General features: G+C 73.4%; 16 protein-coding genes. 8 read left to right on the plus strand and 8 right to left on the minus strand.

The window, feature by feature from the left end; translation table 11 throughout:
- Positions 1-281 precede the first annotated feature (281 nt).
- A complete protein-coding gene (locus tag AMIR_RS11320) occupies positions 282-1,229 on the minus strand; it encodes a 5'-3' exonuclease (protein WP_041837623.1) in 948 nt (315 codons plus the stop codon).
- A gap of 104 nt (positions 1,230-1,333) precedes the next feature.
- Between AMIR_RS11320 and AMIR_RS11325 the strand changes: the two genes are divergently transcribed.
- Both AMIR_RS11325 and AMIR_RS11330 read left to right on the plus strand, forming a co-directional pair.
- Complete coding sequence (locus AMIR_RS11325; protein WP_015801087.1) at positions 1,334-2,464, plus strand: M24 family metallopeptidase; 1,131 nt, start codon at positions 1,334-1,336, stop codon at positions 2,462-2,464.
- Complete coding sequence (locus tag AMIR_RS11330) at positions 2,461-2,910, plus strand: Lrp/AsnC family transcriptional regulator (protein ID WP_015801088.1); 450 nt, start codon at positions 2,461-2,463, stop codon at positions 2,908-2,910. The genes AMIR_RS11325 and AMIR_RS11330 overlap by 4 nt, the downstream gene beginning before the upstream one ends.
- 45 nt (positions 2,911-2,955) lie before the next feature.
- Here the strand turns inward: AMIR_RS11330 and AMIR_RS11335 are convergent, their stop codons facing one another.
- The gene (locus tag AMIR_RS11335; RefSeq protein ID WP_015801089.1) at positions 2,956-3,702 is read right to left on the minus strand and encodes an aminotransferase class IV; all 747 of its coding nucleotides are present in this window, start codon (positions 3,700-3,702) and stop codon (positions 2,956-2,958) included.
- Between the two features lie 220 nt (positions 3,703-3,922).
- On the opposite strand from AMIR_RS11335, the gene AMIR_RS11340 reads away from it, so the two are divergent.
- The 3 genes from AMIR_RS11340 to AMIR_RS11350 all read left to right on the plus strand — a co-directional run bounded on the left by AMIR_RS11340 (position 3,923) and on the right by AMIR_RS11350 (position 10,225).
- On the plus strand, positions 3,923-5,122 hold the full coding sequence (locus AMIR_RS11340; protein ID WP_015801090.1) for an MFS transporter: 1,200 nt from the start codon (positions 3,923-3,925) through the stop codon (positions 5,120-5,122).
- Positions 5,123-5,495: 373 nt separating this feature from the next.
- Positions 5,496-6,713 carry a GGDEF domain-containing protein gene (locus AMIR_RS11345; RefSeq protein WP_240438893.1) on the plus strand — a complete coding sequence of 406 codons (1,218 nt, stop codon included), beginning with the start codon at positions 5,496-5,498 and terminating at the stop codon, positions 6,711-6,713.
- A gap of 164 nt (positions 6,714-6,877) precedes the next feature.
- Positions 6,878-10,225: a hypothetical protein gene (locus AMIR_RS11350; protein ID WP_015801092.1), complete on the plus strand. Its 3,348-nt coding sequence runs from the start codon at positions 6,878-6,880 to the stop codon at positions 10,223-10,225.
- 96 nt (positions 10,226-10,321) lie between these two features.
- Here AMIR_RS11350 and AMIR_RS11355 read toward each other — a convergent pair whose 3' ends face one another.
- Positions 10,322-11,257, minus strand: a complete 936-nt coding sequence (locus AMIR_RS11355) for a P1 family peptidase (protein ID WP_015801093.1) — start codon at positions 11,255-11,257, stop codon at positions 10,322-10,324.
- Positions 11,258-11,364: 107 nt separating this feature from the next.
- On the opposite strand from AMIR_RS11355, the gene AMIR_RS11360 reads away from it, so the two are divergent.
- Complete coding sequence (locus AMIR_RS11360; protein ID WP_015801094.1) at positions 11,365-13,491, plus strand: AIPR family protein; 2,127 nt, start codon at positions 11,365-11,367, stop codon at positions 13,489-13,491.
- Positions 13,492-13,507: 16 nt separating this feature from the next.
- Here AMIR_RS11360 and AMIR_RS11365 read toward each other — a convergent pair whose 3' ends face one another.
- The 3 genes from AMIR_RS11365 to AMIR_RS11375 form a co-directional block, all read right to left on the minus strand.
- Positions 13,508-15,061, minus strand: coding sequence for a pyridoxal phosphate-dependent decarboxylase family protein (locus AMIR_RS11365; protein WP_015801095.1), 1,554 nt, complete (start codon positions 15,059-15,061; stop codon positions 13,508-13,510).
- 174 nt (positions 15,062-15,235) lie between these two features.
- Positions 15,236-16,921, minus strand: a complete 1,686-nt coding sequence (locus tag AMIR_RS11370; protein WP_015801096.1) for a DEAD/DEAH box helicase — start codon at positions 16,919-16,921, stop codon at positions 15,236-15,238.
- A 212-nt stretch (positions 16,922-17,133) separates the two neighbouring features.
- On the minus strand, positions 17,134-17,748 hold the full coding sequence (locus AMIR_RS11375) for a GTP pyrophosphokinase (RefSeq protein ID WP_015801097.1): 615 nt from the start codon (positions 17,746-17,748) through the stop codon (positions 17,134-17,136).
- 218 nt (positions 17,749-17,966) lie between these two features.
- Between AMIR_RS11375 and AMIR_RS11380 the strand changes: the two genes are divergently transcribed.
- Complete coding sequence (locus AMIR_RS11380; RefSeq protein ID WP_015801098.1) at positions 17,967-18,848, plus strand: EamA family transporter; 882 nt, start codon at positions 17,967-17,969, stop codon at positions 18,846-18,848.
- A gap of 297 nt (positions 18,849-19,145) precedes the next feature.
- On the opposite strand, the gene AMIR_RS11385 is transcribed toward AMIR_RS11380, so the two are convergent.
- The gene (locus AMIR_RS11385) at positions 19,146-19,640 is read right to left on the minus strand and encodes a hypothetical protein (RefSeq protein WP_015801099.1); all 495 of its coding nucleotides are present in this window, start codon (positions 19,638-19,640) and stop codon (positions 19,146-19,148) included.
- 475 nt (positions 19,641-20,115) lie between these two features.
- Positions 20,116-20,658 (minus strand): YceI family protein, encoded by a 543-nt coding sequence (locus tag AMIR_RS11390; RefSeq protein WP_015801100.1) that lies wholly within the window; start codon positions 20,656-20,658, stop codon positions 20,116-20,118.
- Between the two features lie 93 nt (positions 20,659-20,751).
- Between AMIR_RS11390 and AMIR_RS11395 the strand changes: the two genes are divergently transcribed.
- A complete protein-coding gene (locus AMIR_RS11395) occupies positions 20,752-21,252 on the plus strand; it encodes a MarR family winged helix-turn-helix transcriptional regulator (protein WP_015801101.1) in 501 nt (166 codons plus the stop codon).
- The last annotated feature ends 262 nt before the right edge of the window (positions 21,253-21,514 follow it).

Here is a 21,514-nt window from a genome sequence, read left to right on the forward strand (position 1 = left end):
CTCCGTTTGGCCTCCTTTCAGGCAAGCACGCTCGTCAAGACGCCGTTGGGCACCCCGGTCTGCCGCATAGTGCGGCGGCATCTTGACGAGCGTGCTCGGGCTTCGCCAGGCCAAACGGAGAAGAGGGACGCGGGATTGGGCGGCTGCGGGCTCGCTGCGCTCGCCCCGCTGCCCGCGAAGCGGTCGGCCCGCGAGTGCGGTCGGCCTGCGAGGCGGTCGGCCCGCGGGGCGGTCGGCCTGCGAGTGCGGTCGGCCCGCGGGGCGGTCGGCCTGCGAGGCGGTCAGGTTCGTTCTGCGCGGCGTTCCAGGGCGGTGACCAGGCGGGGGATTGAGCTGCCCAGGCCCCAGCGCTTCGTCAGTTCCGTCAGGCGGGCCGGGTCTGCTGGGGTTGTGGGGAGGGTGTCGTCGCGGTCTTGGGTCACTGGGGCGTCCAGGGCCACGTTGACCACGGTGGGGGCTACGGCCAGGTAGTCCTCTGCTGCGATCAGGGCGTTGCGGGCCTTGGTGGTGAGCTTGCGGTCCCTGCCGTCGTGGACTGCTGCCAGGAGGGCTTCCAGGGAGCCGAACTCGGTGATGAGCTTTGCTGCGGTCTTCTCGCCGATGCCTGCCACGCCGGGGAGGCCGTCCGAGGGGTCGCCGCGCAGGACTGCCATTCCGGCGTAGGCGCGGCCTGCGTCTTCTTCGGGGAGGGCGTACTTGGCGGCCAGTTCTGCCGGGCCCACCAGTTCCGCCTTCGCCCAGCCTCGGCCCAGGTAGAGGACGCCTGCGGGGGTTGGGGTGGTGCGGACCACCTGGAAGAGGTCTCGGTCGCCGGTGACGACCTCGACGGGGTTGGTGGTCTCGCGGGCTGCGAGGGTGCCGATGACGTCGTCGGCCTCGTAGCCGGGGGCCTCTGCGGTGGCGATGCCCACCGCGTCGAGGACGTCCAGGATGATCGGGACCTGGGGGGTGAGGGTGTCGGGGACCTCCTCGGCGTCGCCGCTCTCCGCCACGCGGTGGGCCTTGTAGGAGGGCAGCGCGGCCACTCGGAACTCCGGGCGCCAGTCGGCGTCGAGGCAGGCCACGAGCCTGGAGGCGTTCCGGTCGTTGACGATCTTGGCGATGGTGTCGACGAAACCGCGCACCGCGTTGACCGGGGTGCCGTCCGGTGCGGTCATCGACTCCGGGAGCGCGTAGAACGACCGGAAGTACAGGCTGGCGGCGTCCATCAGGACGAGCGGGCTGCTCACCGGGGTGAGCTTGCCAGAGAGCACCGACAGGGGGCGGGGCGGCGCGGTGGGGGTGATCGTCGTGGGGCGGGCGGAGTGGGCGGGGGCGACTAGGCTTCCCACCCATGTCGACCCGTGTTGGACCCCTGGACGTGGAAGCCCTGCGCTCCCGACTGGACCGCGCCACCGCAGCCGCCGCCGTCGCGGGCGTGGACGCGCTGCTCATCTCGCCCGGCTCCGACCTGCGCTACCTCATCGGCGCTGGTGGGGCCTCGTTCGAGCGGCTCACCTGCCTGGTGGTCCCGGTTGGTGGGGACCCGGTGCTCGTGGTGCCGAAGTTGGAGCAGCCTGGGTACGCGGCCGTTCCCACGGAGGCGCTCGGGGTGGAGGTCGCGACCTGGGTGGACGGCGAGGACCCGTACGCGCTGGTCCGCAAGGCGCTGAAGGGGACCGCGCGCACCGCGGTCGCTGACATGACGCCCGCGCTGCACGTGCTGGGGTTGCGGGGTGCGGTTGGTGGTGAGCAGGTGCTCGCGGGGCCGATCCTGCGGGAGCTGCGGATGCGCAAGGACGCGGCTGAGGTTGCTGCGCTGCGCAAGGCCGGCGAGGCGATCGACCGGGTGCACGCTCGGGTCGGGGAGTGGCTGCGGGCCGGGCGGACCGAGGCTGAGGTCGGGGCCGACATCGCTGCGGCGATCGTCGCGGAGGGGCATGAGGCCGCCGAGTTCGTGATCGTGGGGTCGGGGCCGAACGGGGCTTCCCCGCACCACAGCTTGTCCGACCGGGTGATCGAGGTCGGGGATGTCGTGGTGGTCGACATCGGTGGGCCGGTTGCCGAGGGGTACAACTCGGACTCGACTCGCACTTACTCGATCGGTGAGCCGCGTGACGCGGACGTGCGGGAGACGTACGCCGTGCTGCAGGCGGCCCAGCAGGCCGCGGTGGACGCGGCTCGGCCTGGGGTGACCTGCGAGGCCGTTGACGCCGCCGCGCGCGAGGTGATCGACGCGGCCGGGTTCGGGGAGCACTTCGTGCACCGGACCGGGCACGGCATCGGGTTGGACGTGCACGAGGAGCCGTACATCGTCGCGGGGAACGACCTGCCGCTGGAGGCGGGGATGGCGTTCAGCGTGGAGCCCGGCATCTACCTGCCGGGGCGGTGGGGGGCGCGGATCGAGGACATCGTCATCGCCACCGGGAGCGGCTCCGAGCGGTTGAACAACCGGCCGCACGAGCTGGTGGTGCTTGAGGCGTGACGAACCTGGAGCCGATCGACCGGGCGATCCTGCGCGAGCTGTCCACGGACGGGCGGTGCAGCTTCACCGACCTCGCGGAGCGCGTCGGCCTGAGCGTGTCGGCCGTGCACCAGCGGGTGCGCAGGCTGGAGCAGCGGGGAGTGGTCAAGGGGTACGCGGCCCGGTTGGACGGGGACGAGGTCGGGTTGCCGCTGACCGCGTTCATCTCGCTGACGCCGATCGACCCGGCCGCACCGGACGACTACCCGGAGCGGCTGGAGCACCTGGCGCAGATCGAGGCCTGCTACTCGGTGGCGGGTGACTCGTCGTACCTGGTGCGGGTGCGGGTGGCGTCGCCCAAGGCGCTGGAGGATTTGTTGCGGCAGATCCGGGAGGTGGCGAACGTGTCCACGCGGACCACGGTCGTGCTGTCCACGCCTTACGAGGACCGGCCGCCCGCGGTGTGAGCGGCCCTGCCCCCGTCGCGCGAGCTCGGCTCGGGCGACGGGGGCTCAGGGGGTGACGGGGTGCTGGGGGATCGCGGCGAAGGCGGCTCTGAGGCGTTCGAAGGTCCGGCCCACCGGGTAGCGGACGTCGCCGATGCGGTGGACCGGGGCCACGCCCCACGAGTTGGCGGTGAAGGCTCCGTCGTGCTCGCCGAGGTCGGTCAGGTGGACCTGGGCGCGTCGGGAGGGCATGTGCTCTTCGAGCAGGCGCATGGTGGTGCCGTGGAGCCAGGGGCCGTCCGCCCAGACGATCTCGTTGTTGCTGAAGAAGCCGATGTTCGCCACCGCGGATTCGACGATCAGGCCGCCAGGGGCGATGAGCAGGGCGCCGTCGAAACCGGCCTCGCGGGCGGCTCGGTGGTGCACCGCGCGTTCGAAGCCGCCCAGGTGCTTCACGTGCGGGAGCGGGCGCACGTGCTCCACGGGGAGGAGTGACTGCGGCAGTTCGGGCGGCTCCTGGGGCTCGCGCACGGACACCAGGGTGGTGGGGGTGTCGACGCCGAACAGGGCGACGCGCACGGACGCGTCGGTCACCCCGCGCAGGGCTTGGGCCACCAGTGCGCGGACCCTGGCCCGGTCGAGGTCCAGGGCGTACAGCTCGCGGTTGCCCTCGGCCAGGCGGTCCAGGTGGTGGTTCATGCCTCTGACCAGGCCGTTCCTGACCTGGAACGCGGTGAAGTGGCCGTAGTTGCCGAACAGGCCCGCCATGTCCTGGGCGGTGGCGGCCACGCCGTCGACCTCGATCCTGCGCACGGGCCGACTCTAGGCGGGGCCCCGCGCGGGTGTTCGGGGGGCGGGTTCCCGTCGGAACGGTGAACCGTCAACATCCCCCCAGCGCGGCTGGTCGCGAACCGATCACCCCCCGTCGTCCTTCCTTGTAGCGTGTCCGGCTTACCGGCGCCGCCACGGTCCCGACTCCGGCCCCGGCTCCGGTTCCGGCTTCGGCGACAGCGGGGGATGGCGGGGGAGAACTATGGCGACGGGTTTCCGGGCGGTCTTCGGGGTGGCGGAGTTCCGCGTGCTGTGGTGCGCGGCGGTCCTGTCCACGCTGGGCGACCAGCTCGCTCGCGTGGCGTTATCCGTGCTCGTCTTCGAGCGCACCAACTCGCCCGCGTGGACAGCCCTCACCTACGCGCTGACCATGCTCCCGGCGTTGTTCTCCGGCATCCTGTTCTCGGGGGTGGCGGACCGGTACCCCCGCCGCACGGTGATGGTCGCGGCGGATCTGCTGCGGGCCGTCGTGCTCGCGGTCATGGCGCTGCCCGGTGTGCCGCTGCCGCTCGTGGCGGGCCTGCTGGTCCTGGCGCAGTTGGCGGAGCCGCCGTTCGCGGCGGCCCAGGGGGCGCTGCTGCCCACGGTGCTGGGGGACAAGTACGAGGCCGGGCAGTCCGTCCACCTCATCACCCACCAGGCCGGGCTGCTGCTCGGCTTCGCGGGGGGTGGGCTGGCGGTGTACTGGCTGGGCACCTCGGGGGCGCTGGCCGCCGACGCGGTCACGTTCGCGGCCTCCGCGCTGCTGCTGCGGCTGGGGCTCGAGGCGCGTCCGGCGCCCGCCTCCGCCCGGACGACACGACTGCGGATCAACGAAGGCGCGGCGCTGGTCTGGCGCACCCCGCGACTGCGGCTGCTGGTGCTGCTCGGGTGGCTCGCCCTGTTCACCGTGGTGCCCGAGGGGCTGGCCGCGCCGTTCTCCGACGAGGTCGGGACCGGGGCCGCCGGGGTGGGGGTGCTGCTCGCCGCGGACCCCGCCGGGATGGTCCTGGGCACCGTCCTGCTGCGCTACCTGCCCACCGAACGGCGGGTGCGGCTGCTGGGCCTTCTGGCCGTCGCCACCGCCCTGCCGCTGGTCGCCTACCTGCTGCACCCCGGACTGCTCGGCGCCGTCACCCTCCTGGCCCTCAGCGGCCTCTTCAGCGCCTACCAGGTCACGGCCGGGGCCACCTTCGTCCGCCTCGTCCCCGACGCCCGCCGGGGGCAGGCGCTCGGGTTCGCCCGCAGCGGCCTGGTCGCAGCACAGGGCGTCGGGGTGGCCGGTGGCGGGCTGCTCGCCACGGCCACCGGATCGGCCGCCACGGCCATCGCGATCGCCGCCGGGGTGGGTGTGCTCGCCGCCGCCGCCGTCACCACGCGGTGGATGGCGCTGGGCCCGCTGGAGCAGCTCGCCGAGGGCTGAACGCCCGGCCGCGCGCGCGTCGCGCGCGGCCGGGCTCACCGGTCACCGGGCACATGGGGCGCGCCGGGGGACCGCGTCGCGGCGGGGCGTCAACCCCACCGTCTTCACCAGATCTTCTCGCGCATGGCCGAGCACCTCCTCCACTGGCCGCACCGGGCAGGTCGGGAACCGGGATCACCAGATCTTCTCGCGCACCGCGATCACCTCCCAGAACCCGTGTCACCCCACCAGCGGATGACACCCGTTCGCCCCAGGGTTACCGTGACGCTCCAGCCGGTCACCAACCGGGGGGTCCGGTGTGGACGGGCGCGAGGGAACCGTGGTTGGACGAAGCTGGTCACTATGGTCCCTTCCGAGGGGCGCGCTGGGCTACGTGCTCTCGGTGGACCTGCTCGCCCTGCTGGCCGTGGCCGCCGCCGCGACGACGCGCCAGCCGACGACCAGGCACGACTGGGTCGTCCTCGCGGTGTTGCTCGCCTGCGCAGCGCTGCACCTGGTCTTCTCCCGCTGGATCGAGCGCGCCCGCAGGGACGCGACCGGCCTGCCGCACCTCGACCTGTGCAGCATCTGGATATTCGCCGGTTCCCTGCTGCTCCCGCCACCCCTGGTCGGAGTATTGGTGGTCGTGCTCTACGCCCACCGCTGGTGGGTGGTCGGCCGCTGGGACCCGTTCCGCCCGCCGCACCGGGGCGTGTTCACCGCGGCGATGATGCTCCTGGTCGCCCTCGCCGCCAACGTCGTCGCCACCACGACCGGCCTGCGCGAGAGCCTGGCCGCGGGCCACCTCGAAGGCCCGTGGGACCTGCTCGGCCTGATGGGGGCGGGCTCGGTCTACTGGACGGTCAACACCGCGCTCGTCGCGGGCGTCATCGTGCTCACCACCGGCGCGCGCACCAACCTGTTCGGCGGCCCGCTGGACAACCTCCTGGAAGCCGCCCAGCTCAGCCTCGCGTTCTTCGTCGCGCTCGCCGTGGCCTGGTGGCCCGGTTTCGCGCTGCCCATGGTCGTGGCCGCCGTCGCCCTGCACCGCACCGTGCTGATCCACCAGCTGGAGCTGGCCGCCCGCACCGACGCCAAGACCGGCCTGCTCAACGCCGAGGCCTGGCACCTGCAGGCGCGCGTCGAGCTCAACCGCACCCGCCAGCGCGGCGACGCGCTCGGCCTGCTCATGATCGACGTGGACCACTTCAAGGGCATCAACGACACCCACGGCCACCAGACCGGCGACGAGGTGCTGCGCTCCATCGCCGACGTCATCCGCGAGTCGGTGCGCCGGGGCGACAGCGTCGGCCGGTTCGGCGGCGAGGAGTTCGTGGTGCTGCTGCCCGGCGCGGGCCGCGACGAGTCGATGGCCATCGCCGAGCGCGCCCGCTGCCGCGTCGGCCTGCTGGGCACCGGCGCGGGCCCCGTGCGCGGCCTCACGGTCAGCGTCGGGGTGGCCGTGTGGCCGGATGTGCCCGAGGACACCGTCGAAGGTCTCCTCGCCGCCGCCGACGGGGCCCTCTACCAGGCCAAACGCCTCGGCCGTGACCAGAGCCGGGCGGCTTGGAGCCACCAGGCGCCCTCGGTCCGCAGCGATCAGGGCGGCTGAACCGGGGGTCCACCGCCCCGCAATCACGCGGATTCACCTCCGGTTGGTGGTCCGCGCGACTCAATCGTGACCGGCGTGGCGTACGTTCTGCCAGCCACCACTCGTTCGGACGTCGCACGGAGGCCGCTGTGGACGCCCGCCACCTGCCAGAGGGTATGTGAGCCGTGGATCTTGGACCGCCGCACGGAATCCGCTTCCGCTTCTCCACCGGACTGGTGCGGGCGGTCCTGCTGGACGCGCACGGCAAACCGCCGCTGCCCCTCGCCGAGGCCCTGTCGATAGACGTGGGCACCCGCGAGCTGGCGGTCGCCGAGGACCACGGCGACCCGCTGCGCGCCGTGCTGCGCCAGCGCTACGACCTGGCCGAACCGGTCGAGTGGCGGCTGCACGTCCCCGGTGACGCCTCCGTCGACGGCGACGGCGTCCAGTTCGCCCTGCCCACCGGCACCTCCGTGCGGGTGACCTCCACCGGGCAGGTCTCGGCCACCGAGGACGGCGTGGTCGTCGCGCTGCCCCCAGGGCCCGCCGAGATCGACGTCGAGGTGGTCAGCGAACCCCAGTACGCGGTGTCCGACACCGTCGTGGTGTGCCGGGCGCACCAGGCGCGCGAGGCCGCCGTCGTGGTGTCCTGCCTGCCCGGCGACCGCTTCACCCCCGTCGTCGCCCTGGACCGCCCGCCGCCCGCAGGCGGCAGGCACGCCCTGCCCGGCGAGCACGACGACGAGCTCGACGCCCCCGGCCCCGACACCGGCCCGCTGCGCTCCTGGAACAACCGCAACTCGCTGCTCGCCGACCTCATGCGCGCCACCGGCGTGCGCCGCGCCGTCGTGCTCGCCGACCCGCCCCCGCAGGCCGCGCACGTGTTCGACGGCATGGAGCACGTGCGGCTGCTCAAGCCCGACCTGCTCGGCGAGGACCTCACCGACGAGGTGTGGGCGCTGCTGCACGGCGAGGACCGGCAGCCGCCGAAGGTGCTGGAGGCCGCGCCCGGCGACGACCCGGCGCAGGCCCTGTACACCGCGCTGCGCACCGGGTCCGCGCTGCGCTTCACCGAGCGCGCCGACCCGGTGGCCGACCGGTTCGCCGCCGCCGGACCCGAGTCCGGCGACGAGGCCGTGCTGGTGGAGACCACCGGCGAGGCCGACGACCTGGTCGCCGCCTGCTACGCCCACCACCGGGGCGCCCGCCTGGTCACCACGCCCCAGCCGGACCTGGACGAGGTCGGCCGGGTCGTCGCCGAGGAGCAGGCGCGGGTCACCGAGGCCGCCAGCGCGATAGGCGACGCCGTCAAGGGCATCGCGGTCGGCGAGGCGCTGTGGCGCTACCTGTCGACCGGCGGCCACGACCCCTACCCGGCGGTCGAGTCCGTGGTCACCGCGCAGGTGCCCGCCGACGCCGTGCACGCGGTGGGGGAGCGGCGGCTGACCGCGTTCACCGCGGGCCTGCCCTACCCGTTCGTGCGCACCGCCACCGGCAGCTGGGCGCGCAAGCCCATCGGGCACGTCACCACCGATCCGGCGCTGGTCGTGCTGACCGAGCTGCACCGGGAAGGCGCTTGCCGCCCGCGCGGCGCGTTCGCCCTCCTGGTCGACCCCGGCTTCCCCGCCGCCCCCGCCGACCGGGCCGCCCACGTCACCCACCCGGTGGTGCTCACCGGCGCCGAGACCGCGCTGCCCGTGGTCGCCGCCCTCGCCGCCGACCTGCCCGTCGAGGTGCTGGCGGTCAACGCGCACGACGCCGAGGGCAACGCCCTGCTCGACGGGAGCCCGCTGCCGCCGTGGCTGGTCGCGCACGCGCTCGACCTGCCGCACCAGCCCGTGGTGCTCAACAACTCCTGCCTGTCGTGGACCGACCAGGCGCGCGAGTACCTGCGGGTCGGCGCGCGCGGCTACGTCGGCGCGCTGTGGCGCATCCCGCCCGACCTGGCGGCCGACTTCACCCGCGTCGTGGTGCGCAGGCTCACCGCCGGTGAGGTGCCCGCCGCGCGCGCCGTCGTGGACACCGGGCTGCCCGGTGGCATCGAGCGCTCCTACCTGTACGCGGGAACCGCGAACGGGAGGCTGGACCGGTGGCGCGCGGGCGCACCCGGTGAGGGAGAGTCAGCGCTGACCGGGTGCGCCCTGCTGGCGGGCGTGGACCACGGCGGCGAGGAAGTGCTGCGGAAGGTGGTCCACCGGGAGATGAGTGCACTGCGCAGAGCGGCCGAGACGACCCCGGCCTCGGGGACCGAGGCCTACGTGGACACCCTGTTCGACGAGCTGTCCTTCGCGGGCGACCTGGCCGACGCCGCCGAGGTCGTCGAGAAGATCGACAAGGCGCTGCCCGCGCTGGACCTGCCCCCCGCCGAGGCGGACCGCCGCTGGGCGGCCCGCTACGAGCGCACCGGCGCGCTGCACGAGAACGGCGGCGACCCCGGCGCCGCGCTGGCCGACTACGGGCGCAGCGCGTCCTACGGCGACGCCGGACCGGACCGGGCCGGGGTGCTGCTGCGGATGGCCGCGCTGGAGGCCAGACCGCAGGAGGCGCTGAGACTGGCGTCCCAGGCGTACCGGGCGGCCGTCACCGCCGGGGACCGGGACACCGAGTTCCACGCCTGCTCCTCGCTCAACGACCTCGGCCGCCGCACCGGCGACCTGGACACCGCGCTCAAGTACGCCGTCATCGGCCACGACCTGGCGGCGGCGCGCGGCGACCGGGTGCGGCAGACCGCGTTCAAGGTGGACGAGTGCGCGCTGCGGCGCGAGCTGGGCGACCCGGACGGCGCCATCGAGGCCGGGACCGACGCGCTGGAGCTGGTGCGCGCCCAGGGCGACCCGGCCACGGAGCTGCGGGTGATAGGGGAGCTGGCGCGCTGCCACGAGGCCAGGGGCGACCTCGCGGCGGCGCTGAGCTACACCAAGGCCGGGCTGTCGCTGTCCGAGCACCAGGACGCGCCCGGCGAGTTCGCCCGGTTCCAGGACGAGACCGGGCGGCTGCTCACCAGGAGGGGCGAGCACGCGGAGGCGCTGCGGCACTACCGGGGCGCGGTGGAGGGCCTGGTGGCGCGCGGGTCGCTGGAGCGCGGGGCCGAGCTGCTGCCGCACCTGGCGGTCGGCGCGGTGCGGGCCGGGGACGCCGGGGCGCTGTGGACGACGGCGCTGTGCGGCGGGCTGGTGTGCGAGGTCGTGGAGCGCGACGTGTGGCAGGCGCTGGTGCCGCTGGTCGTGGACTCGATGAAGCGGGCCATCGAGATCGGGTCGGCGGAGCTGACGCAGCGGGGCATGACGGACTTCGCGAGCGCGGTGACCGCCGGGCGGCGCGACGACATGCCGGTGCAGGTCGGGGTGCTGTCGGACGTGGTGGTGCTGCTGCTGGCGTGGCTGATGGGGCGGATCGACGACTCGATGCTGGCGTTCGGGCGGGAGGTCGACCGGCAGACCGGCGGGGTGCTGGACCTGGTCGGGTACGTGTCGACGCCGTACGCGCAGCGGGTGCGGGGCGGGGCGGTGGCCGGGCGGTGGTCGGCGCGGTGAGCTCGGGACCCGTGGTGACCTGGGGCCTGGGGTGACCTGGGCCCTGGGATGACCTGGGCCTGAGGGGTGCGGTTCCGAGGGCTTCGGTCGGGCCGCTCACGCGCTGCGGTGGGCGGCGTGGGTGCGCGGGAAGAGCTCGCGGTGCGCGGCGAGGCGCCCGCGCGGCGTGGTGACCGGCTCGGCGGCCAGCAGCCCGTGGACCAGGGCGCGGGCGAACACCCGCGACGCGGCGCGCAGCACCTCGTCCAGCGGGGCCTGGCGGGTCCCGGTCACCGCGCCGAACACGGTGTCGCCGTCGGCCATGCCGTGCGCCGGGGAGACCGCCAGCGCCAGGCCGTCCTGCGCGGCGGCGGCGAGGGCGAACGGCGGCACGGCCGCGTTGGTGGCGACGACGCCGATGACGGTGTTGAACGGCGGTGGCGCGGGCGGCGTCAGCTCCACGGCCGGGTCCAGGATCGCGCTCGGGAACTCGCCGGGCAGCCCCAGCCCGGCGGCCAGCGGCAGCCCGTCGGGCGCGTAGGACGGCCCGACCGCGTTGAGCGCCGCGACCGCGCCCACCACGACCCCGCCGCCCAGGTCCGCGCTCGCGGTCCCGAGGCCGCCCTTGAGCGCCACGTTGAGCGCGCCCGTGCCCGCGCCCACGTTCCCCTGCGGCACGTCCACCGAGGCCGCCCGCACCGCGAGCGCCCCGAACGAGGCGTCCGGCCGCGCCCCGAAGTCCCCGCCGCGCCCGAGGTCGAACAGCGCCGCGCCGGGCACCACCCCACCACCCAGCTCGGCGGCGGCCCCGCGCGCGGCGGCCAACCCGAAGGCGCTGCCCCCGGTCAGCACGACACCGGGCACCTCCCGCCCGCCGTACCGCGCGTCCACGGCGGCCGTGTCCACCGTCGCGGGCCCACCACCGCGCACGTCGGCGACGACGAGTGCGCCGGGCGGCAGCAGCACGGCGGTGGTCCCGGTGAGGAAGCCCCCGCCGATCCGCGTCACGTGCCCGACCAGCACACCGGGGACGTCGGTGATCGCGTTGCGCATTGGGGCGATGCTACCGAACGTCGATATGACGCATGCCCTCCGTAACGAAGGGGCGATCGGGTCGATACAGTTCGATTAACAGGGGATGTCGCGAAGCAGGGGGCAGTGTGGGTGCGAGCAAGAGTGACGATGTGCCCGTCCAGGTTCGGCAGGTGCGCCGTGCGTTGTTGGACACGTACAGCGATCTCGTCGACATGGCGGACTTCGAGAACCAGCCAGCTGCCTCGCGCGAGCAGGCTTTCCTTTCCCGCGCCCTGACCGCGCACGCGGTCAGGGTCCTGCTGGGGTGCGATGCGGTGACTGCCGTGCGGATGGTCATCGACGGCAGGGAGGACCAAGGCCTCGACGCCATCGCGATCTCGCGCAGCCCGGCTCACGTCTATCTCGTGCAGACCAAGTGGAACTACCAGGGCAAGGCCACGCTCAAGAAAGAAACCGCCCTCAAGGCCCTGGACGGCCTCCGGCTGATCGACGGTGAACTCAGCTCCCAGTTCAACTCCAAGGGGCAGTTGCTGGCTCAGGAAGCCAAGCAACTCTTCGACGACCACGCCGCCAAAGCGACTTTGGTGACCGTGCTCATGGGCACGGCCGAGCCCTCAGCCGAGGTCGCCCAGGTGCTGGAGAACGGTGAGCACGAGTTCAACGGCAGAGGTGCTTTCCTTGACCACCGCATCATCTACGCCGCCGAGCTGTGGGACCAGGTTCAGCGCGACCACCAGCCTCCGTCCATCGACATGAGTGTGTTGATGAGCAAGTGGTTCGACCTGAGCATCCCCTACACGGCCTACCAAGGCGCGGTCTCGGCTGATGACGTCGTGGGCTGGCTGGACGAGCACGGGTCGGCGCTGTTCACGTTGAACATCCGCAACCCGCTCGGCGTGACCGTGGCCAACAGCGAGGTCGTGCGCACGCTCCTCGACGAACCCGCGAACTTCTGGTACTTCAACAACGGCGTCACCATCCTCTGCGACTCCATCGAGCCCACGTACTACGGGCGCAAGTCGCCGCACACGAACCCGGTTCGCCTGGACATCAAGAACGCGAGCGTGGTCAACGGCGCGCAGACGGTGAGCGCCCTCGCGCAAGCAGTCGCCAAGGACGACGACGCGGCGACCGCGCTCGTCAGGGTGACCGTGATCGAGACCGGTCGGCAGAAGGACTTCGCGCAGCAGCTGACCAAGGCGACCAACTCCCAGAACCGCGTCGAAGCGCGTGACTTCATCACGCTGGATTCGGTCCAGAGCGAGATCCGGGCCGACATGAGGGCTGAGCTGGGGCTCAGTTACACCATCAGGCGCGGCGAACCCGACCCCTCGCCGATGAGCGGGTGCTCGGTCGTCGAAGCGGCTACCGCGCTCGCCTGCGCGCACTCGAATCCCAAGTACGCGGCCAGGCTCGTGAACTCGTCCGAACTGCTGTGGGAGCGTGGTGCGGCAGGCACGTACGACATCCTGTTCCACCCCCAGCCCAACGCCTTCCAGGTGTGGAACTCCGTGCTCACCCACCGCCGCGTCCGGGACGTGCTGCACGAGCTCCGACCTCATCTGGAAGGGCGTGCGGCAAGCGTCCTCGACTACGGTTCCCACCTCATCTCCCACCTGGTCACCCGCTACCTGGACGATGTCAACTACGACGACCCGGAGCTCAAGTGGGCCATCCAGGTCGAGCCTCGCATCACCGCCGCTGTCCCCTTGATCGCTGCCGCCCTGACGGCCGTCGTGGACGAGCAGTTCGAGCGGGCGCAGATCCGGGCGATCTGCGCCGATCCGGTCCGGTGCAAGTTGGTCGCCGAGGCCGTGCTCAAGCGAGTGCGCGGTGGGACGACCGATGTCAAGTTCGAGGGCAAGTACCTCCAGGCCAAGGCGCGGACGGGACGCCGTCCCAACGCGGTGCCCACCATCGTGGAGCAGGAGGCTCTCGCGGAGGGGACGCCGCTCACCCTGTACACGCCGCTGCAGCCGGAGCGCGACGCGCTCACGGCCTGGCTCACCGAGGATCCTCGGCGCACGAGGGCCACCTGGGTCAACAGCCGCACGAAGCCGCTGCTGTGGGAGGCCGACCGGAAGCAGTACTCACCCAGCGGGCTCATCAAGTCGATGTGGGAGGCCGCGCAGTGGGAGAACCGCCCAGTAGCCAACCAGGGGACGGCGAGGTGGAAGACACCTGCCGGTGAGACGCTCACCGAACTGGCCAACAGGCTGCTGAGCGAACTCGAGGAAAACCACGACCAGTGAATATGAGGGGTGTTGCTCAGCCCTCCAGGGCTGAGCGCACCCGCGCCCCGAGCTCCCGCACCACCGCCACCAGCAGCTCCACGTCCTCCGGCCGGGTCCGCCAGTTCACGATCGCCGGTCGCAGCGCCACCACGCCCCGGTGCGACGTCGTGCCCGCGTGCACCCGGCCGTCCTCGGCCAGCGCCGCCCCCAGCGACCGGTTCAGCGCGTCCAGCCCGGCCGGGTCGGCCATCCCGGCGGGCCGGTACCGGAAGCAGACGACGAACAGCGTCACCGGCGACAGCAGCTCCAGGTCGTCCGCCGCCTCCACCAGCTCGCCGAGCCGCCGCGCCAGCCCCAGGTGCCGCTCCACCAGCGCCCGGTGCCCCGCCCGCCCGTAGGCGCGCAGCGCCGCCCACAGCGGCAGCGCCCGCGCGCGGCGCGAGGACTCCGGGCCCAGCGTGTTGTAGCTGATCCGCTCGTCGTCCGGTTCCGGCAGGTAGGCCGCGTTCCACGAGCCGAACGCCCGCGCCAGCGCGCTCCGGTCGCGCACCAGCGCGAACCCGCTCTCGTACGGGGTGTTCAGCCACTTGTGGCAGTCCGCCGCGACCGAGTCCGCCCGCTCGACCCCGCGCACCAGCCCCCGCGTGCGCGGCGAGGCGGCGGCGAACAGGCCGAACGCGCCGTCCACGTGCAGCCACGCCCCGTGCCGCTCCGCGAGGTCCGCCAGCTCGTCGAGCGGGTCGTACCGGCCGGCGTCGACCTCGCCCGCCGTGCCGATCAGCACCGCCGGTCCCGAGTCGGCCAGCTCCCGGTCCAGCCGGTCGACGTCCAGGCTCCCGTCCGCTTCGGCCACCAGCCGCAGGCCGTCCCGGCCGCAGCCGAGCACCTGCAGGGCCTTGCGGCAGCTCGCGTGCGCGTAGCCGCTGGAGAGCACCGGCATCCTCGGCAGCCCGGCCAGCCCGTCGGCGGCCACGTCCACCCCGTGCCGGGCCGCCCACCAGTGCCGCGCGCAGGCCAGACCGGTCAGGTTCGCGAACGTCGCGCTCGGGGTGAGCACGCCGCCGTGCGAGGCGGGGAACCCGAGCAGGTCCTTCAACCAGCCCAGCACGACGGTCTCGGCCTTCGCGGCCAGCGGCGAGGTCGGCCACAGGCCGGTGGGCTGGTCGAGCAGCGAGACGACCCAGTCCCCGGCCTGCGCGGCGGGGGTGGCGCCGCCGACGACGTAGCCGAAGTACCTGGGGCCCGCGGTGGCCGTCGCGGCGGCGGTGCCCACGCGGAGCAGCTCGGCGACCGCGACGAGCGCGCCGTCGCCGTCCTCGGGGAGCGGGCCGGCCAGCTCGTCGAGCAGGCGGTCGCGGTCCGGCGGGTGCACCGGGCGGTCCTGCAGGCCGGCCAGGAACGGGCCCGCCGCGCGCGCCACCAGCTCCAGCGCGGCGGCGGCGTTGTCGACCGGGCCACGACCGGCGGCGTCCAGGTCCTGCCGGGGCGGTGCCTGCCTGGCCGGGTCCTGCCCGGACGGGTTCTGCCCGGCTAGGTTTTCCCTGCTCAGGGCCGGTGCGGGGTCCTCGGGGCGTCCTCGGTCGTCCACCGGTCCGAGCGTAGACCGGGGTGGCGGCCGTAGGGCGGCGGTGACCTGCGACGTTGCGGGGTCACCGGCGCGCGGCTTCGGCGGAGGGGCACGTCCGGGTGACAGGCACGCTCACTCGTTCGTGAACCCACCCGCCGCGTCCCGTCCGCCTCGCCCCGCTCCCGCCGCTCCGGGTCAGCGCTGCGCGTCGCGCTCCCGCCGCACGGTCACCTTCCGGCCCTTCATGGTCGCGCCGCGCAGCGCCGTGATCACGTGCTGCGCCGAGCTCTCCGGCACCTCCACCAGCGAGAACCGGTCGGTGATCTCGATCGCGCCGATGTCCCGGCCCTGCAGCCGGGCCTCGCCCGCGATCGCGCCCACGATGTCCTGCGGCCGGATGCCCGAGCTGCGCCCGGCGCCCACGAACAGCCGCGTCATGCCCGCCGTCGGCGGCCGGACCCGGCGCTCGCGCCGCTGCCCGTCGCTCCCCGCGACGCCGCCCCTGCTCCGGTCGGAGCGGTGCGCGACCTCCGGGATCTCCTCCTCGTCCGCCGCCGCGCCGCTGGCCTCGTGCGCGAGCTTGACCGCCGCGAGCGCCACCTCCATGACGTCGAACTCGTCGGACAGCGACTCCACGACGACCCGGAAGCCCTCCAGCTCGTCCTCCAGCAGGCTCTCGTGCAGCGCCGCGCGGGTCAGCTCCAGCCTGCGGGCCCGCAGGTCGGCCACCGTGGGGACCTTCTCCATGGTGATCCGCTGCTTGGTGACCCGCTCGATCGTCTTGAGCATCCCGTGCTCGCGCGGCTCGGCCAGCGTGATCGCCACGCCCTCGCGGCCCGCGCGGCCGACCCGGCCGATGCGGTGCACGTAGGACTCGGGGGCGGACGGCACGTTGTAGTTCACGACGTGCGTGAGCTGCTCGACGTCCAGGCCACGCGCCGCCACGTCCGTGGCGACGAGCAGGTCGGCGGTGCCGTTGCGCAACCGCGCCATCACCCGGTCGCGCTGCTCCTGGCTGATGCCGCCGTGCAGCGACTCCGCCCGGTAGCCGCGGCCGTTGAGGGTCTCGGTGAGCTGGTCGACCTCGTCGCGGGTGCGGCAGAAGACGATGGCGGCGGTCGGGGCCTCCACGTCCAGCACCCGGCCGAGCGCGGCGGGCTTGTGGGCGCGCGGCACGACGTACGCGACCTGGCGCACGCGCGGGGCCTCGCCGGGCTCGGCGCGCTCCTGGTTGATGGTGATGCGGGCGGGTTCCGTGAGGTGCTGGCGGGCCAGCTTGTCGATGCGCGGGGGCATCGTGGCGGAGAACAGCACGGTCTGCCGCTGCTTGGGGGTCTCGGCCAGGATCGTGTCCAGGTCCTCGGCGAAACCCATGTCGAGCATCTCGTCCGCCTCGTCCAGCACCACGACCTGGAGGTCCTCCAGGTTCAGCGTGCCCCGGCCGAGGTGGTCCACGGCGCGTCCGGGCGTGGCGACGACGACGTCGACGCCGCGCTCCAGCACGCGCAGCTGCCTGCCGATGGGCTGGCCGCCGTAGATGGGGAGCACGCGGGCGCCGAGCTCGCGCCCGTAGCGGTGCACGGCCTCGGAGACCTGCACGGCCAGTTCGCGGGTGGGGACGAGCACGAGCGCGAACGGCGCGTCACCGCGCTTCTCGACCTGCGCGAGGCGTTCGAGCACGGGCAGCGCGAAGGCGGCGGTCTTGCCGGTCCCGGTGGCGGCCTGCCCGAGCAGGTCACGCCCCTCGGTCAGCGGCACGATGGCCTCGCGCTGGATGGGGGTGGGTTCTTCGTAGCCGAGTCCGGAGAGCGCCCGCAGCAGTTCGGGGCGGAGCCCGAGGTCGGCGAAGCTGGTCCTGTCGTCGTCGGGCGCGTCGGTCATGAGGTCAAGTCTCGCCGATCGCCGTGGAAGCGCGCGGTGTGGGGTGGGGGTTAGCTCCTGAGGGGAGTGTGCAGGTGAGATGTGTGTGGCGTTGTCGTGACGCGCGGGTGAAACCGGGCGGGGGTCGTTGGCGCGACCAGCGTTCACGGGGCGCTAGGTGACGACTACTCGGTGTTAGGCGCGGTCCGCGTCCGGTCGTGCGGGGGACCGGCTCACTCCCCGCGCTGCACCACGTGGTGCAGGGCCTGCATCCGCTCGTCCAGCTCCGCCGCGATCGCCGCCGTCCGCGTGAGCTCCTCCACGAACCCCGCCGGGACCTGGCGGTCGTACTTGTAGTGCAGCTTGTGCTCCAGCGTGGCCCAGAAGTCCATCGCGATGGTGCGCAGCTGGACCTCCACCTTGACGTGCACGACCTGGTCCGACAGGAACACCGGGATTCGCACGATCACGTGCAGGCTCCGGTACCCGTTCGGCTTCGGGGTGGTGATGTAGTCCTTGGTCAGCAGCACTTCCACGTCGCTCTGCCGCCCGAGCATCGCCGCGACGCGGTACACGTCCGACACGAACGGGCAGATCACGCGGACGCCCGCCACGTCGTCCAGGTGCTCGCCCGCCAGGTCCAGGTCTTCCGGGAGGCCCTTGCGGCGGAGCTTGGCCAGGATCGCCTCGGGGCGCTTCACGCGCTGCGCGATGTGCTCGATCGGGTCGTGCCGGTGCACGAGGTCGAACTCCTCGCTGAGGATGCGGAGCTTCGTCATCAGCTCGTCGAGCGCGAACTTGTACACCACCAGGGACCGCCGCAGCCCGTCCGCGACGTCGATTTCCATGATCTGAGGATACCTTCGCCCCCTCGGCTACGATCGGGATCGTGACCACGCACTGGCACGTCGTCCTCCCGCCGCCGGGCGCCTGACCGGGCGCGCCGGGGCCGGGCAACGCCACCAGGCCCAGCACCTCACCGCGCCGACCCCGAGCGGTCGGCCGGGTGCTCCGCGTGCGCCCGCCCTCATCCCCTGACGGTCGATGTGGACGGAGAACGACACCGGTGCCATCCCACGCACGCCCGAACCACCCCCTCCACGGCCCCCTGCCGATCCTCGCCGCCTGCGCCCTCTGGGGCACCACCGGCACCGCCGGCTCCTTCGCGCCCGCCTCCGCCCCGGCCATCGCGGTCGGCTCGGCCGGGCTCGTCGTGGGCGGGCTCCTGCTGCTGCTCACCGGGATCGGGGCCGGGGCGCGAGAAGTCCTGGCCACCGCCGACCGGCGGCTGCTGCTGCTCGGCTCGGCGACCGTCGCCGGGTACGCGCTCGCCTTCTACCCGGCGGTCGCCCGCACCGGCGTCGCGGTCGCCACGACAGTGGCCCTCGCCACCGCGCCGATCGTCCTCGGCGTCCGCGCCCGCCCGGCCCTCACGCTCACCGCCGTCCTCGGCTGCGCGCTGCTGGTCCTCGGCGGCGCCACCGGCGACACCCGGATCGACCCGCTCGGCGTCGCCCTCGCGGTCGTCGCCGGGCTGTCCTACGCCGCCTACTCCGCCGTCTGCGCGCACCTGATCTCCCTCGGCCACCCCTCGCGGGCCGTCGTCGGGGTCGTGTTCGGCGGGGCCTCGGCGCTCGTGCTGCCGGTGCTGCTCCTCGCGGGCGTCTCGTGGATCGCCTCGACGGCGGGCCTGGCCGTGGTCGCGCACCTCGCGGTGCTCACCACGTTCCTGTCCTACCTGCTGTTCGGCTACGGCCTGCGCCGCACCACCGCCGCCGCGGCCACGACCCTCACCCTCGCCGAACCGGCCGTCGCCGCCGTGCTCGGCGTGGTCGTGGTGGGGGAGCGGCTGCCGTGGGTGTCCTGGGCGGGCATGGCGGTGCTGGCCGTCGCGCTCGCCGCCCTCACCCGCGCGCCCCGCACCCCGGAAACGATCACGACCGGCTGACGGAAAACCCCGGCGGCGTCGATTCCCGACACGGGGGGAGGGAATTCGGCGCAGTCGGGGCGACCCGCGCCCGGAAAAGGCGCGTCACCCGGCCGGGGGAATGCCCAAGACCATTCCAGGCACGGGGCAAGCACGGTTCAGGCGCGGACCGCGCGCGGGAGGGTGACCGGTCGAGGGTGCGGGCCCACGGCTCCGCGCACCGCGCCGCCAGGGGTCCCCGGCCCGGTCAAGGCGAAACCCCGCCGTGACGGAAGTCACGGCGGGGTTCGTCGCTCGGCTCGTCCTCGGGGCGCCCGGCTACTCGCCGTGCTGCCCGCCCAGCCCGTGCAGGATGCGCTGGATGACCGCCGGATCCACGTCCGGCTCGTCGCCCAGCCGCTCGGCGGCGGGGGAGCGCCTCGGCTCGCGGCGCGGCAGCGGCACCGACGAGGCGTTCATCCCCGACGGCAGCCCCAGCTCGCACCACGCCAGCCTGCCGCCCACGGTCAGGTCCACCAGACCCGCCCGCGACCCGGCCAGCTCCGGCGGCATCGCCACGCGGTCGGCCTCCAGCTCGACGGCGAGGTGCTGCCCGGTCAGCCGCAGGCGCACCAGCAGGAAGCCGGGCTGCGACTGGTCGGCGACCTCGACCGCCGCGGCGACGAGTCTGCGCGCTGTCTGGCCCGCCTCGTCCTGCATCGCGGACAGCCGCCACTCGCTCAGCGAGAAGCGCACGAACATCTCCGCGACGTTGACGGCCGTGGGCAACGCGACGAGCCTGATGTCGTCGACCTGCTCGGTCTTGGCGTTCACACCGATCCCTCCTCGCCAGCGTCCGGCGCGTGTGCGCCAGATGGTGCCATGCGTTCGACCGTTGTCACCCACGCGGGGCAGGGACGTGAGCGGACCGTGTCCTCGGCGGCTCGTCGGCTCGGAGCGGTCGAAGGCGACACCACACCTTCCACGCCACCTACTACGGGTGGACCCACCCCCTGGTTCACCTGGACGGGTGGATTAGGTCCGGGAAAAGTACCCCGAGTTGGTCCATGAGCGGAATGGCGACCCGGTCGATGGGGGGCAGGAACACATCTAGGGGGACCACCCGAAGGTGGTCCCCCTAGATGTGGACCGGTGGCCGGACGACCGCGCGACCGTCCCGGAGCGTGAGCTCCGGGACGTGGGGCTGGGCGGCGAGGCCAAGCGGCGAGGCCGGGCGGCGCGATCGGACCGCGGGGCCGAACTGCGAGCCCGAACTGCGAGGCCGGGCCGGGACGGGGTCCCGGCGGGCTCAGGCCTGCTTGGCCAGCTCGATCTCCAGCTTGATCTCGATCTTGTCGCTGACGACCGCGCCCGCCGCGCCGCCGGTCACGCCGAAGTCCTTGCGGCTGATCGAGGTGGTGGCGGTGAAGCCCGCGACCTTGGAGCCCTCGGACATGCCGTCGCCGAAGCCGTTCACCTCGACCTCCAGGGTGACGGGCCTGGTGACGCCGCGCAGGGTCAGCTCGCCGTCGATGAAGTAGTCCTCGCCCTCGGCGCGCAGCGCGGTCGAGGTGAAGGTGATCTTCGGGTGGTTCGCGGTGTCCAGGAAGTCCGGGGACTGGAGGTGGCCGTCGCGGTCGGCGTTGCGGGTGTCGACGGTGGTGGCGTCGATGGTCGCGGTGACCGTGGACTCCAGGGGGTTCTCGGCGGTGACGACCGAGCCCTCGAAGGTGCCGAAGTGGCCGCGGACCTTGGAGATGCCCAGGTGGCGGACCGTGAACGAGACGTCCGAGTGCACGGGGTCGATCGCCCAGGAGCCGGTCAGGTAGCCGGGGATCTGCGTCGAGGTCATGCGGGGTGTCCTCCTCGGTAGTGCTGGTTGAACTCTCAACTTCAAGCTACCGCAACCTGATTGAGAGTTCAACCAACGACGTATGATGGTGGGATGAGCGATGTGCGGTGGTTGAGCGCGGACGAGCAGCGCGTGTGGCGTTCCTTCATGACCGCCGTGACCAGGTTCACCGAGCACCTGGACCGCCAGCTCCAACGCGACTCCGGAATGCCCATGGCCTACTACGAGATCCTCGTGGCCCTGTCCGAGTCCGAGGGCCGCGCTCTGAGGATGAGCGAACTGGCCGATCTCTGCCACTCGTCCCGGAGCAGGCTCTCCCACGCCGTGGCCAAGCTGGAGAAGCAGGGCTGGGTGGCCAGGCGGGCCTGCCCCTCCGACCGGCGCGGGTCGATCGCCGAGCTGACCGACGCCGGGTTCGCCGCGCTCGCCGAGGCCGCCCCCGGCCACGTCGGGGCCGTGCGCTCGCACCTGTTCGACGTGCTCACGCCCGAGCAGCTGGGCTCGCTCGACCGCATCGGGCAGGCCATCAGCGGTGGTCTGAGCAGCGAGTGCGCCCAGGTCCGGGCCGAGCGCGAGGCCGAGGGCGACTGCTGACGGCGGTCGCCTGCGGCGGCCGGGGATGGCGGTCGGGGGCGGCCCGCGCTCAGCGGCCCGCTGCGGGTCCGCGACGGGCCGGACAGTGGATCTTCCGCCCGGACCGGCGTTCGGCGCGCCGCGGCTCCGCTGGGCGGGTGCAACCGCGCACGGGGACCGGATGGGGCCGTCGAGGTCACTACGTTCCCCCGAAGGGGTGGCGCAACGGGGTGGGCGCGGGACAGGATGGGCGCCTCCGGGCCGGACGTCCCTCGGGGGCGCG

Source organism: Actinosynnema mirum DSM 43827 (assembly GCF_000023245.1).
In the GTDB taxonomy this organism is placed as follows: Bacteria; Actinomycetota; Actinomycetes; order Mycobacteriales; family Pseudonocardiaceae; genus Actinosynnema; species Actinosynnema mirum.